The organism is Seongchinamella unica (assembly GCF_004354085.1).
GTDB lineage: Bacteria > Pseudomonadota > Gammaproteobacteria > Pseudomonadales > Halieaceae > Halioglobus > Halioglobus unicus.
In genome coordinates, this window is record NZ_SMSE01000001.1 from 139,988 (window position 1) to 153,283 (window position 13,296).

Here is a 13,296-nt window from a genome sequence, read left to right on the forward strand (position 1 = left end):
AATCAGTCTCCCCCGGTCTGTTTGGCGGTAAACACCAACAACACATGGCGACTGCGCTCCAAAGCAGCGCTGGGAGTGGCGACGATCCGGGCGAACGCCTGGCCCGGATCGCGCTCGATTTCACTGACCACCCCCACCGGGTAACCCACCGGAAACCGTCCTCCCAGGCCGGAGGTGACCAGCAGGTCACCTTGCTCTATGTCGGTGGTTGCCGAGACGTGGTGAATCTCCAGGGAGGTCAGGCTGCCGGTACCCTCGGCGATCGCCCTCACCCCGTTGCGATTCACCTGTACGGGTATGGAATGGGTAGCATCAGTAATCAGCAGGGCTTTGGAAATCAGCGGACTGACCTCGACGATCTGTCCCAGCAGGCCGTCGGCATCAATCAGCGGCTGGCCGACAAAAACCCCGTCCTGCTCGCCCTTGTTGAGCACCAGTTGATGGCGCACCGGGTCCGGGGATACGCCGATCAGCTCTGCCACCAGGACGTCGTCTCGCAACATCGCGGACGAGTTCAGCAGGGCACGCAGGCGCACATTTTCTGCCTGCAGGGAGGCCATCTGGTGCGAGCGTCCCTCGAGCACCAGGTTCTGGCGGCGCAATTGCTCGTTCTCTTCCTGCAATTCTCCCCGGCTCACCAGGTGCTCCTGATTCCACTCATACACACGGGAAGGCAGGTCCGCCACCCAGTAGACCGGGGCAGCGAAAATTTCCAGCAGCGAACGGGCATTTTTCAGGGCGTTGAAGCGCAGGTCAGCCGCGAGCAGAGCCACGACTACCAGCGCGACCAGAAACAGGCGCAGCCCCAGTGTGGACTCTTTAACGAATAGTGGCTTGATGTCGTCTCCTCAGCGATTCCTGCGGGAATTCCGGGGACAGTTTACTTACTCAGTGGACAACAGGTCTATGGTGCGCCTGTCCATCAGTTCCATCGCCCGGCCGCCACCGCGGGCAACACAGGTCAAGGGTTCCTCGGCAACGATCACCGGCAGGCCTGTCTCCTCGGAGATCAGCCTGTCCAGGTCGCGCAACAGGGCACCACCGCCGGTGAGCACAATACCGCTCTCCGCTATATCTGCAGCCAGCTCCGGCGGCGATTGTTCCAGCGCCGATTTCACCGCCTGCACAATGGAGGACAGCGGATCCTGCAGCGATTCCAGAATTTCGTCACTGTCGAGGGTAAAACTGCGGGGCACACCTTCGGCCAGGTTGCGGCCGCGGACATCGATTTCACGGAGATCGGAGCCGCCAAAGGCGCACCCCACTTCCATCTTGATCTTTTCCGCCGTGGCATCGCCGATCAGGCTGCCGTAACGGCGGCGAACATGAGACACGATCGCTTCGTCAAAGCGGTCGCCGCCCACCCGTACCGAATCACGGTACACAATGCCGTTCAGGGAAATGATGGCAATCTCGGTGGTACCACCGCCGACATCGACCACCATACAGCCGCTGGCCTCTTCCACATTGAGACCGGCGCCGATCGCCGCGGCCATCGGTTCCTCGATCAGCCGTACCTCGCGGGCACCGGCCGACAGGGCCGACTCGCGAATGGCCCGGCGCTCCACCTGGGTGGACATACAGGGCACGCACACCAGTACCCGGGGGCTGGGGCGTATGAAGCGGCTCTCATGGACCTTGGCAATGAAATGCTGGAGCATTTTCTCGGTCACCTGGAAATCGGCGATCACACCATCCTTGAGGGGACGGATAGCCGTGATGTTGCCGGGGGTACGGCCCAGCATGCGTTTGGCTTCGGTGCCGACGGCCTCGATGGTTTTCTGGCCGTTGTGGACGCGGATCGCAACCACCGATGGCTCGTCCAGCACGATGCCCTTGTCGCGCACGTAGATCAGGGTATTGGCGGTGCCCAGATCAATGGAGAGATCGTTGGAGAACACTCCACGCAATTTCTTCAGCATTAAGTCTTACTACCTTATGAATACAACGGGGGAACCGGGCCGGACAGTCCTGTATGCTTCCCTGATGCCGCGCATTGCGTGTTTTGTCCCTGAAATGCGACGGATTTCGACCGTTTTTTGGGGTGAAAAATTATTCGGTCAACTGTAACAACCGCGGGGATTTTGGGCAAGGCGCAAATGTGATAAGTTTACCCCCCTGCCGCACCCCGGCGGCTCTTCCCGGTTGTAACAACATGGCTATCGAGCAAGACGAAATTGGAAAAATTGCGGAACTCGCGCGTATCCGCATCGCCGAAGAACAAATCGGCGAGGTCACCCAGCGGATTACCGAAATCCTGGGCATGGTGGACCAGCTGCAGGCCGCCGACACCGCTGGTGTTGAGCCCATGGCCAATCCACTGGACGCCACCCAGCGCCTGCGCGAAGACGAGGTCACCGAAATCAATCGCCGTGAGGCTTTCCAGGCCATCGCACCGGCCGTCGAGAACGGCCTCTACCTCGTACCCAAAGTTATTGAATAACGCCGCCCCAGGAAACCACAGCAATGCATAATCAGACTGTCGCCCAGCTGGCCCAGGGCCTGCGGGACAAGGCCTTTTCCAGCGTCGAGCTGACCCAGGCCTATCTGCAGCGCATCAGCGAGCACGACGCCACTTTCAACGCTTTTATCACCGTCGACGAGGACTCCGCCCTGGCCACGGCACGGACGGCAGACCTGCGCCTGGCGTCCGGCGATGCCGACGCACTCACCGGCATCCCCGTCGCCCACAAGGACATTTTCTGCACCGAGGGCCTGCGCACCAGCTGTGGATCGAAGATGCTGGACAACTTTGTGCCCCCCTATAACGCCACCGTCATCAAGCGCTTCAACGAGGCTGGCGCGGTGATGCTGGGCAAGACCAACCTGGATGAATTCGCCATGGGTTCCTCCAACGAGAACAGCTATTACGGGGCGGTTAAAAATCCCTGGAATCCCGACCTGGTACCCGGGGGTTCCTCCGGCGGCTCGGCGGCCGCGGTGGCGGCGAGAATGGCGCCCGCCGCGACCGGTACCGACACCGGCGGCTCCATCCGCCAGCCGGCGGCCTTCTGCGGCATCACCGGCCTCAAGCCGACCTACGGCCGGGTCTCAAGGCTGGGAATGATCGCCTATGCCTCCAGCCTGGACCAGGGCGGCCCGCTGGCCCGGACCGCCGAGGACTGCGCCCTGCTGCTGAATGTCATGGCCGGTCACGACCCGCTGGACTCCACCTCGTCAGACACTCCGGTGGAAGACTACACCGCCGCGCTGGGCGACCGCCTGGAAGGCCTGCGCATCGGCCTGCCACGGGAATACTTTGGCGACGGCCTGGATGGCGCTACCGGCACCTGCATCCAGGCGGCGCTGAAAGAACTGGAGGCCCAGGGCGCAGAACTGGTTGATATCAGCCTGCCCAGCAGCAGCCTGACCATCCCGGCTTACTACATCATCGCCCCGGCCGAAGCTTCCACCAACCTGTCGCGCTTCGACGGCGTGCGCTACGGCCACCGTTGCGAAGACCCGGCGGACCTCCACGATCTGTACACCCGCACCCGCGAGGAAGGCTTTGGCGACGAAGTGAAGCGCCGCATCCTGGTGGGCACCTATGCCCTCTCCGCCGGCTATTACGACGCCTATTACAAGAAGGCACAGCAGGCCCGTCGACTGATCAGCAACGATTTCAGGCTGGCCCTGGAACAGGTGGATGTGATCGCCGGCCCCACCACACCCGGCCCTGCCTTTGCCCTGGGAGCCAAGAGCGATGACCCGGTGGCGATGTACCTGGAGGACGTGTACACCCTGGCGGTAAACCTGGCGGGACTGCCCGGCATGTCGGTTCCGGCCGGACTGGCCGACGGCAAGCCGGTGGGCCTGCAACTGATCGGCCGCCATTTTGCCGAGGCCCGGCTGCTGAACGTGGCTCATCGTTTCCAGCAGGCCACCGACTGGCATACCCTGTCACCCGCAACCGGGGGTGCCGCCTGATGCAGTGGGAAACGGTTATCGGTCTGGAAGTGCACCTGCAACTGGCCACGCAGTCAAAAATTTTTTCCGGGTCGCCCATTGCCTTTGGAGCCGAGCCCAACACCCAGGCCAGCGCCGTCGACCTGGCCATGCCGGGCATGCTGCCGGTGCTCAACGCTGAGGCCGTGCGTATGGCAGTGATGTTTGGCCTGGGTATCGACGCCGAAATCGGTATGCGCTCGGTATTTGACCGCAAGAACTACTTTTACCCGGACCTGCCCAAGGGCTACCAGATCAGCCAGTTTTCCGACCCCATCGTCGGCAAGGGGGAATTCGAAATCCAGCTGGAGGACGGCAGCACCCGACAGATCGGCATCACCCGCGCCCACCTGGAGGAAGACGCCGGCAAATCACTGCATGAAGACTTTCACGGCATGACCGGCATCGACCTGAACCGCGCCGGCACTCCACTGCTGGAAATTGTCAGTGAGCCGGACATTCGCTCCGCGGCAGAGGCGGTGGCCTACCTCAAGGCCCTGCACAGCCTGGTGACCTATCTGGGTATTTCCGACGGCAATATGGCCGAGGGTTCCATGCGCTGTGACATCAATATTTCCCTGCGACCGCAAGGCCAGGCGGAGTATGGCACCCGGGCGGAAATCAAGAACGTCAACTCGTTCCGCTTTGTCGAGCGCGCCATTCGCCACGAAGTGGAGCGCCAGTCCGACATTCTCGAGGACGGTGGCAAGGTGGTACAGGAAACCCGGCTCTACGATGCCGACCGCGATGAGACCCGGCCCATGCGGAGCAAGGAAGTAGCCAACGATTACCGCTACTTCCCGGAACCCGACCTGCTGCCGATCGTCATCGACGAGGCGTACGTGGCGGCGATCAGGGACACCCTGCCCGAGTTACCGACCGCCAAGCGACACCGGTTTATGGACCAGTACGGACTCTCTGCCTACGACGCCAACGTGCTGGCAGACAGCCGCGAGCTGGCGGACTACTACGAGACTGTGGTGAGCGCCTGTGGTGACGCCAAGATCGCCGCCAACTGGGTACAGGTGGAACTGCTGGGCCAACTCAACAAAGCAGAACTGGCGATCAACGCCAGTCCGGTGTCGGCAACGGATCTCGGTGGCCTCATCGTCCGTATTCTCGACAACAGCATCTCCGGGAAAATTGCCAAGCAGGTATTCGAGGCCATGTGGCAGGGCGAGGGCAGCGCGGATGAGGTGATCGACGCCAGGGGCCTGAAACAGGTCTCTGACAGCGGCGCACTGGAAGCCATGGTGGATGACGTGATTGCCAACAATAGCGCCCAGGTGGAACAGTATCTGGCCGCCGACGAGGGCAAGCGCAAAAAACTGGTCGGGTTTTTCGTCGGCCAGGTCATGAAGGTATCCAAAGGCCAGGCAAACCCACAAATGGTCAATCAGCTACTGGCGAAAAAACTGGGCTGAATAGAGTGAGAGTTTCCGAATGAAGAAAGACAAGCAAAAAGTACTCGACGAGGTCTGGACAGAGGACCACGTAAAAAGCTTCCTCGAGGTCCGGCCGCACGATGGCAGTAACGAGGATTTTCACATGCTGCTCAAGGCCTACCAGAGCATGCGGGCAGCTGATTTTGAGTTGTTCGTGGGCTTTTTCAACGCCCAGCAACGCGATATCAATGCCCGCGGGCCCGACGGCGAAACCGTCATGGAGATCATTTCCAGGCACCGTCACGGCGCCGGGTATGCCGATATACTGAAGGCCGCCGGCGCGGGCTGAAGCGCTTACAGCGCTGCCAGAAAAATCCTCACCACCATCACCCATACGGCCAGTGACGACAGCAGGTAGACCAGAAAGCGGTGCATGACCCGGTTGTAGCTGCAGTGAATCAGGCTGTGGAGGATCCTGCCGCACACGAACACCCAGGCACAGGTCACGTGCAGACTGTCGACCTGGCCGAACAGGGTGAGGTAGAAACAGGTGACATAAAACACCACCGGCATCTCAAACAGGTTTTTGAAGTTGTTGGCGGCGGCGGACACATCGCCGGGGATGAGCGCCTGCACCTCCGCCGGTGTTTTCAACTGTTCCGCATCGACCTTGTTGGCGGTCAGGTAGCTCATCCTGGTGACGAACAGGGTAACCCATACCACCAGCGTTAATACCAGCATGACTGCGACCGGCAAGGCCAGCTCATTACTTAACAGCTCCATCGGTTCACCTCACGTGACGGTTTGTGTCGCCAACCTTCAAGTGGACAATATAGCACCGCATCCGGAGATATTCAGAGGTGCCCTGCGGCAGCCGATTTGCTATCCTACCGGCCCCAAAAAATTGCGCTGCGACAGGACATCAGGTGATTACCCTATACGGCATCAAAAATTGCGACACGGTCAAAAAAGCCCGGAAATGGCTGCAAGAGCGAGGTATCGAGTATCGCTTTCACGATGTGCGCGAGGAGGGCCTGAGCCGGGAAACCGTTAGCCGCTGGCTGGATGAGCTGGGCTGGGAAACCCTGGTAAACAAGCGCAGCACCACCTGGAAAGGGCTGGATCAGGCAGTTCGCGACAACATGGATGAGGACACCGCGCTGGATATCATTGTTGCCCAGCCAACCCTGTTCAAACGACCGCTGCTGGACATCGGGCACGAACGCCATTGCGGTTTTTCCGCGGCACGCTACCAGGACATCTTTAATCATCACACCCTGTAGGGTGCATCGAACACAGGTATTACAATGACAGATTCCGCTTTTGCCTTCGGACTGGGCGTGGGCACCCAGAACAGCAAGGGTGAGTGGCTGGAAGTCTTCTTCCCCTCCCCCTTACTGGCACCCTCCACAGAACTGCAGGCTGCGGCAGCCGGTTTTGACAGCAACACCGAGCTGGACGAAACCCAGTTGCGCGCACTGCAAACGGCGCTGAGCAAAGCCGGGGCCAACGACCAGGCGGCGCTGGCCGGACGCCTGCGAGACAACGGACGCCCGGCGGTGGCCGTGCTGCTGACTGAAGACGGCCCACCGGCCAACGTGCCGGAGGGCTACCTGAAGCTGCACCTGCTGTCGCACCGACTGGTCAAGCCCCACGGGACCAACCTGGACGGCCTGTTTGGTGTACTGCCCAATGTCGCCTGGACCAACGAGGGCGCGGTGGACGTCAACGAACTCGCCGAACGCCAGCTGTCCGCCAGGCTTCGCGGTGACCTGCTGGAGGTGAGCAGTGTCGACAAGTTCCCGAAAATGACCAACTACGTCGTGCCCGCCGGCGTTCGCATCGCCCACACCGCCCGGGTGAGGCTCGGCGCCCACCTGGGCGAAGGCACGACCATCATGCATGAAGGCTTCGTCAATTTTAACGCCGGTACCGAGGGGCCCGGCATGATCGAGGGTCGTATTTCCGCCGGCGTGATGGTTGGCCAGGGCTCAGACCTTGGCGGCGGCTGTTCCACCATGGGCACCCTGTCCGGCGGCGGCAACATCGTTATTTCCGTGGGCAGGGAATGCCTTATCGGGGCCAACGCCGGCATCGGCATTCCCCTGGGCGACAGGTGCACCGTGGAGGCCGGCCTGTTCGTCACCGCCGGCACCAAGGTCACCATGCTGGACGCCGATGGCATGCCGGTGGAAACCATCAGGGCCAGGGACCTGGCTGGCAAGCCAGACCTGCTGTTCCGGCGCAATTCCACGACCGGTGCCGTCGAGTGCCTGACCAACCGTTCCGCGATTGAGCTCAACGAGGAGCTGCACGCCCACAACTAGGGTACCTATACCGTGGATAAAACACTGTCACTGTGCTGCGACCTGATCCGCCTGCCTTCCGTAACCCCGGATGACAGGGGCTGCCAGGCGCTGATGATGGCCCGGCTGGAAGCGATCGGCTTTTGCTGCACACCACTGCGCTTCGGCGATGTGGATAACTTCTGGGCGGTGCGCGGCGCCAGTGGACCACTTCTGGCGTTTGCCGGACATACCGACGTCGTCCCCACCGGCCCGGAGTCCCAGTGGCACACGCCCCCTTTCGAACCCACCCTGATCGGGGACACCCTGTATGGCCGCGGCACTGCCGATATGAAGGCCAGCCTGGCGGCAATGGTGGTCGCCTGCGAAGAATTTGTTGACCGTCACCCGGATCATCACGGCAGGATCGGCTTCCTGATTACTTCCGACGAAGAAGGTCCCGCAGTGGATGGCACCGTGCGGGTTATGGAGTGGCTGCAGGAACAGCATGAACAGATTGACTGGTGTCTGGTGGGAGAGCCCTCCAGCACCCGTTCCCTGGGGGACGTGATCAAGAACGGCAGACGCGGGTCACTCAATGCCCGGCTGCGGGTCAAGGGAGTGCAGGGACACATTGCCTACCCCCACCTCGCTGACAACCCCATCCATCGCGCGACACCGGCACTGACCGCACTGGTGGCTGAGGTCTGGGACGAGGGCAACCGCTTTTTCCCGCCAACCTCCATGCAGATTTCCAATATCCATGGCGGCACCGGTGCGACCAACGTCATTCCCGGTGAGCTGGAGGTGGTATTCAACTTCCGCTTTTCAACCCAGGTCACTGACGTGGAATTACGGCAGCGTACCGAGGCCATCCTCGATGCCCACCAGCTCGATTACGAAATCGACTGGAGCCTGAGCGGCCAGCCCTTCCTCACCGCCAGTGGCGAACTGGTGGAGGCTGCGGTAGAGAGTATTCGCGAGGTCACCGGGCTCGAGACCGAGCTGTCCACCTCCGGCGGCACCTCCGACGGCCGCTTCATCGCCCCCAGCGGCGCCCAGGTCGTAGAACTGGGTCCGATCAACGCGACCATCCACAAGCTCAACGAGGAAGTCCATGCACCGGACCTGCCCCGGCTGGCGGCCATATACCGTGGCATTCTCGAGCGGCTGTTAGCCGAGGGCGTCCAGTAGTCCCTGGACGCCCATACGGGCGAGCTTCAGGTTGCCCTCACCCGGAACCACCAATACCCTGTCGCTGTTCATCGCTGCCAGGCTGGCCGCCACGACTTCCCCTGGCTCCATCCACATTTCGTCCGGAAACGCCTCCGGGGAAAAACCCTGTTGCTTCATGGGTTCATGTATTTCCGTGCGCACCAGACCGGGACACAGGGCCTGCACCCGGATACCGGTATCCGCCAGTTCACGCTGCAGTGACAGGCTGAAATAATTGAGAAAGGCCTTGCTGCCACCGTATACCGGCAGCATGGCCCCGGGCAGGAAAGAGCCCAGGGAAGAGACATTGATGATGTGCCCGACCCCTTTCTCGCGCATAAAGGGCAACGCCGCCCTGGTCAGGGTAATGGTGGCGTTACAGTGCAAATCGACCATGTCACGCTGCCCGCCTATGGGCAAATCGATAAAATGCCCATAGGTCCCAAAGCCGGCATTATTGACCAGGATGTCCACGGGCCCCTTCTGGCGCAGCATTTCCATGGTATGGGCCACGCCCTCCACTGTCATCAGGTCTGCCTCGACCCCATGCACTGCTACCTGTCCTGACAGCTCCTGCTGCAATGCCAGCAGCCGATCGCGGCGCCGGGCCACCGCAATAATCATGTCGCAGCGGCCAGCCAGCTGACGACAAAATTCCTCACCGAGTCCGGAGGATGCGCCGGTCACCAGCGCAATGGTCTTCTGTTCGGCCATTATGGGTATCTCCTGTTAGGTCGTTGCCGGGGATAGTAGCGGTTAGCGCCGGGGCTGTCCCTGTCAATTGAGGCCGGAAAGCACATGCACATCATAGCGCACGGCCTTACCCTTGATGCTGTGGGAGGGTTTCACGTCGGCCAGGGAAGCGGCCCTGGGCGGGCGCTTGACCACCACCCTCGCCACCGGACTGGCCAGAGCCCAGTGCAACAGGTCCTCGTTGCTGTCCGGCTCCTCCTGCAACAGGAACTGGAACAGGGCCATCTCCTTCTTCACGGCTGCGCGCTGATCGCGCTGCCTGAACATCGGGTCCAGGTAGATCACGTCAAAGTCCTGCAATTGTTCCGCCGGCAGTTCCATGGCATCGCTCGCCACCAGGGTCATGCGGGCGGCTGCGCCGGCAAGCCAGGGGTCGGTAGACGACTGAGCCAGCTGCAGACCACTGCGGAGCATGGCCGCCACCACCGGGTGGCGCTCACACAGGGTGACCTGCGCGCCCAGGTCAGCGAGTACAAAACTGTCGCGCCCCAGACCGGCGGTCGCGTCGAAAACGCGGAGCCCGTCTTTCTTGCCGATGCCGACCGCCCTGCCCAGTAACTCGTTGTGCCCCGCACCCCGACGATGACGCATAGTCGATTCGCCAAAGTCGACGCTGACCGGTCCCGGAGCCTGCTTGCCGGTCAGCTGCAGTGCAATCCCATTGACATACACCAGCAGCACGGCCCTTGCCGAGGTGCAGCGACGGGGGTCGGTAGACAGCGGCAGCAAAGGCAGGTCCAGTTCTTCTGCCAGTTCGCCCGCCGGACCGCGGGACAGATCGTCCCCCGGACAAACGGCCAATAAGGAGGGCGCTGGTGGTGTTTTCTTCACCCGGGAAATAACGCTCAGTCCTCGACGATTCTGGACTTGCGTTTCTGCAGCAGGTTGGCCAGGTCATCGAACAGTTCCTCGGCGCTCGCCGCAGGTGTCTTCGCTGCGGCCTGTTCCTCGATCTGCTCTGTCGCCCCACCTGCTTCTTCACCTTTATCGGCGATTCCCGCCAGCCGCGCATCATCCAGGCCCAGCAGTAACTCGGCCCCCTCCAGGCTGACCTTCAGTTGCAGGTTGTAGGCGTAGTGATTGAGGCCATGCTTGTCGACGATGCGGAAGCGACGGGGCGCGGTTTCACCCGCTTCGTCGCGGCTTTCGCTCAGCCAGCACTGGATAGAAGATACCTGCTTGCTGGAAAGCTGTGTTCCCGCCACGGCCGCCAGGCCGCGATTGCAGGCTGCGACAAAAGCCGGTGTTGCCAGGGTTTCCGATAGCAGCGGCCCGTCACCCGGACAAGCGGAAAAATCCCCGACCAATATCTGCTCTGCAGCGGCCAGCTCGACCATCCGCGCAAGCTCGATAGTGACATCACCGACGATGTAACTGAACACCGTGGGATTCACACCCTCCGCCTGATACAGCTCATAGTGGCCACCCACATGATACGCAGTGCGTATTACCGGTACGGTATTACCCCGGGAAGCGGCGCGGGCCACCGCATTGTCGGCCACCACCAGCAGCATGAAGTAGAACAGGTCCTGGTCCGCCTGCGGCCCGAGGCTGCGATTCCAGATGTAATAGCCGTCGCCCGTCGTGGTGCGGGCGAAGTTGATCTCGATACCCCGGGCGAGCAGCTTGTTGTAGGCAGAATTCAGCGAGTAGGACAGGCTGTTGAGCTGACTGGCCTGCTCGAACGGGGTGTGCAGCGAAAATTCGACGATGTCGAACAACAATACCGCCCGGTTCTCCACATAGCTCAACCCGTAGCGCCTGATGAGTTGTTCAACCGCTTCCAGCACCAGGCGTTCCTCACTGAGGGCGGTATTCAGCTTGATGAAAGTGGGTGCCACCCCCAACCGGCGGGAGACAGCAAACATTTCTTCCCGGGTTTTGCGTCGCTGGCCGGAAATCAGCGCCCGGATGTAGGCTTCGTTGCCGATATGCTCGGCATCGTCGGCGCAGTAGTTACCGAGAAAGTAATGCGGGACAAATATAACCAGCAGCCCGCGCTCGTCCGCGCTCCAGCAAAGGACGATATTCTGCCCCAGCCGCCACTGCTTGCGCAGGGTTTTTTCCAGGGTTTTCAGGTTACCTCGCTGTACCAGCGATATCGCGTCGCTGCCCGCACCCTGGTCAGTCGGGGAACCGTCACTGGTTTTTTCGGACTCTGTCATCAAGCTTTCCATATTTGACCGAATGCAGTGCTATTATAGGTAGCCTGTCCGGTTGGGGCCATGACCAAATTGGTCCCACGCGGGTACCTGGAAGGTCCGGAGAAACGAGGAAAGATGCGCTGGTTTTTGACAACGCTGTTACTGCTGCTGGGCAGCGCTTGCGGTGACCTCGATTTCAAGGTCAATGACCGGGTCGTATACTCACCGCGTCCGCTGCTTTCCGGCTTCGAACTGGCGGACGCCGCTCTGCAGGCCTGTGTCGAGCAGGCCGTTATCGACCAGAAAGTCACCCTGGCCAGGGAATTGCGCAGCCTCAACTGCAGCCACGCCGGAATTACCAGCCTGCAGGGCCTGGAGATATTCACCGGCCTGCAACAACTGAAACTGTCCGCCAACGAGATACGCAACCTGACTCCGCTGGTGCAGCTCTCCTCTCTGGAAGCACTTTATCTGGACGATAACCAGGTGGTGGACCCGGTACCCCTGTATGAATTGCTGTCCCTGAACACGCTCGATCTCTCCGGCAACGGGGAGCTGCAGTGCCCCTCGGGCAATGCTTTCTTTCGCCTGAATGAACTCATCCTGCCGGAGCATTGTGCACGCTGATGTGGTTTCGCTGGATATCCTTTCTTCCGTTCAGCCTGCTCTATGCGCTGGCCTGGCTGTGCTATCTGCTGCTCTACTACGTCTTCCGCTATCGCAGAGAGGTGGTCAGGACCAATCTGGCCAACGCGTTCCCGGAGAAGTCTGTTGCTGAGCGCCGCAAACTGGAAAAGGCATTCTATCTGCGCCTGAGCCAGGTGGCACTGGAAATCATCAAGGCCCGACGCATGCCGGCCGAGGCGTTCCTGCAGCGGGCCCGCTTTACCAATCCGGAATTGCTGGAGCGATACAGTGAAAATTTCAGCAAATCGGTGATCGTCCTCACCATCCACCAGGGCAACTGGGAATGGATGCTGCACGGTGCCACCACCCGGTTCCAGATTCCTATCGACCCGGTCTACAAGCCGCTGCACAATGCATCGGTAGACAAGCTGATCTATGAGATTCGCAGCCAGTTCGGCTCCCGGCCCCTGTCGATGGATGAGTCGGTGAAGGACATCATCCGCAGGCGCCGGGAGTTTCGCGTGTTTGTCATGGTGGCAGACCAGTCGCCGATTCGCAGTGAGCGTGGCTACTGGACCCTGTTTATGAACCAGGAGGCGAACTTCTACCTGGGCGCGGAAACCATTGCCAAAATGGCGCGATTCCCGGTCCTCTTTGCCCAGTGCCGACGGCGTCGCACGGGTTACTACGACATTGAATTCAAGGAAGTGGCCACACCGCCGTATGACAAGGAAGCCAATGACATCACGGATCGCTATGTCGCCCTGGCGGAAGAAGCGATCCGCAGCGAACCGGAAAGCTGGCTGTGGAGCAACCGACGCTGGAAACGCGATCGGGCAAAGGAAGCCGCCATGGAGCAGGACGCGTCCTGACCGCAGAGCGGCATAATTCCCAAAACGTCGATTGCGTACAGCGGACGAACAATTTTGTACTAGAATTTCC

Annotated in this window: 15 protein-coding genes; 9 read left to right on the forward strand and 6 right to left on the reverse strand. The window is 60.9% G+C overall.

The annotated features are described in order from the left end of the window. Positions 1 to 2 precede the first annotated feature (2 nt). Both mreC and E2F43_RS00630 read right to left on the reverse strand, forming a co-directional pair. On the reverse strand, positions 3 to 839 hold the full coding sequence (gene mreC, locus E2F43_RS00625; RefSeq protein WP_133208946.1) for a rod shape-determining protein MreC: 837 nt from the start codon (positions 837 to 839) through the stop codon (positions 3 to 5). A gap of 45 nt (positions 840 to 884) precedes the next feature. Further along, positions 885 to 1,922, reverse strand: a complete 1,038-nt coding sequence (locus E2F43_RS00630) for a rod shape-determining protein (protein ID WP_133208947.1) — start codon at positions 1,920 to 1,922, stop codon at positions 885 to 887. 233 nt (positions 1,923 to 2,155) lie between these two features. Here E2F43_RS00630 and gatC point away from each other — a divergent pair, with 233 nt between their 5' ends. Genes gatC through E2F43_RS00650 form a run of 4 tightly spaced genes read left to right on the forward strand, consistent with a single transcriptional unit; the run spans position 2,156 to position 5,679 of the window. Continuing rightward, complete coding sequence (gatC, locus tag E2F43_RS00635) at positions 2,156 to 2,443, forward strand: Asp-tRNA(Asn)/Glu-tRNA(Gln) amidotransferase subunit GatC (RefSeq protein ID WP_133208948.1); 288 nt, start codon at positions 2,156 to 2,158, stop codon at positions 2,441 to 2,443. A 23-nt stretch (positions 2,444 to 2,466) separates the two neighbouring features. After that, the gene (gatA, locus tag E2F43_RS00640; RefSeq protein WP_133208949.1) at positions 2,467 to 3,927 is read left to right on the forward strand and encodes an Asp-tRNA(Asn)/Glu-tRNA(Gln) amidotransferase subunit GatA; all 1,461 of its coding nucleotides are present in this window, start codon (positions 2,467 to 2,469) and stop codon (positions 3,925 to 3,927) included. After that, entirely contained in the window at positions 3,927 to 5,369 is a 1,443-nt protein-coding gene (gene gatB, locus E2F43_RS00645; protein ID WP_133208950.1) for an Asp-tRNA(Asn)/Glu-tRNA(Gln) amidotransferase subunit GatB, read from the forward strand. Before gatA ends, gatB begins: the two co-directional genes overlap by 1 nt. Positions 5,370 to 5,388: 19 nt before the next feature. After that, positions 5,389 to 5,679 carry a PA4642 family protein gene (locus tag E2F43_RS00650; protein WP_133208951.1) on the forward strand — a complete coding sequence of 97 codons (291 nt, stop codon included), beginning with the start codon at positions 5,389 to 5,391 and terminating at the stop codon, positions 5,677 to 5,679. A 5-nt stretch (positions 5,680 to 5,684) separates the two neighbouring features. Here E2F43_RS00650 and E2F43_RS00655 read toward each other — a convergent pair whose 3' ends face one another. Continuing rightward, the gene (locus E2F43_RS00655) at positions 5,685 to 6,113 is read right to left on the reverse strand and encodes an MAPEG family protein (RefSeq protein ID WP_133208952.1); all 429 of its coding nucleotides are present in this window, start codon (positions 6,111 to 6,113) and stop codon (positions 5,685 to 5,687) included. Between the two features lie 143 nt (positions 6,114 to 6,256). Here E2F43_RS00655 and E2F43_RS00660 point away from each other — a divergent pair, with 143 nt between their 5' ends. The 3 genes from E2F43_RS00660 to dapE are packed head-to-tail and all read left to right on the forward strand — an operon-like array spanning position 6,257 to position 8,809. Then, positions 6,257 to 6,613 (forward strand): ArsC family reductase, encoded by a 357-nt coding sequence (locus tag E2F43_RS00660; RefSeq protein ID WP_133208953.1) that lies wholly within the window; start codon positions 6,257 to 6,259, stop codon positions 6,611 to 6,613. A gap of 24 nt (positions 6,614 to 6,637) precedes the next feature. Further along, positions 6,638 to 7,657, forward strand: coding sequence for a 2,3,4,5-tetrahydropyridine-2,6-dicarboxylate N-succinyltransferase (gene dapD, locus E2F43_RS00665; RefSeq protein ID WP_133208954.1), 1,020 nt, complete (start codon positions 6,638 to 6,640; stop codon positions 7,655 to 7,657). Between the two features lie 12 nt (positions 7,658 to 7,669). After that, positions 7,670 to 8,809, forward strand: a complete 1,140-nt coding sequence (gene dapE, locus E2F43_RS00670; RefSeq protein WP_133208955.1) for a succinyl-diaminopimelate desuccinylase — start codon at positions 7,670 to 7,672, stop codon at positions 8,807 to 8,809. Here dapE and E2F43_RS00675 read toward each other — a convergent pair. The 3 genes from E2F43_RS00675 to E2F43_RS00685 form a co-directional block, all read right to left on the reverse strand. Then, positions 8,789 to 9,544: an SDR family NAD(P)-dependent oxidoreductase gene (locus E2F43_RS00675; protein WP_133208956.1), complete on the reverse strand. Its 756-nt coding sequence runs from the start codon at positions 9,542 to 9,544 to the stop codon at positions 8,789 to 8,791. The genes dapE and E2F43_RS00675 overlap by 21 nt on opposite strands. A gap of 63 nt (positions 9,545 to 9,607) precedes the next feature. Then, positions 9,608 to 10,414, reverse strand: coding sequence for a class I SAM-dependent methyltransferase (locus E2F43_RS00680; RefSeq protein ID WP_165954136.1), 807 nt, complete (start codon positions 10,412 to 10,414; stop codon positions 9,608 to 9,610). Positions 10,415 to 10,428: 14 nt separating this feature from the next. After that, positions 10,429 to 11,748 (reverse strand): hypothetical protein, encoded by a 1,320-nt coding sequence (locus E2F43_RS00685; RefSeq protein WP_133208958.1) that lies wholly within the window; start codon positions 11,746 to 11,748, stop codon positions 10,429 to 10,431. A gap of 114 nt (positions 11,749 to 11,862) precedes the next feature. On the opposite strand from E2F43_RS00685, the gene E2F43_RS00690 reads away from it, so the two are divergent. Both E2F43_RS00690 and E2F43_RS00695 read left to right on the forward strand, forming a co-directional pair. Further along, entirely contained in the window at positions 11,863 to 12,354 is a 492-nt protein-coding gene (locus tag E2F43_RS00690; RefSeq protein ID WP_133208959.1) for a leucine-rich repeat domain-containing protein, read from the forward strand. Next, the gene (locus tag E2F43_RS00695; protein ID WP_133208960.1) at positions 12,354 to 13,226 is read left to right on the forward strand and encodes a lysophospholipid acyltransferase family protein; all 873 of its coding nucleotides are present in this window, start codon (positions 12,354 to 12,356) and stop codon (positions 13,224 to 13,226) included. Before E2F43_RS00690 ends, E2F43_RS00695 begins: the two co-directional genes overlap by 1 nt. The last annotated feature ends 70 nt before the right edge of the window (positions 13,227 to 13,296 follow it).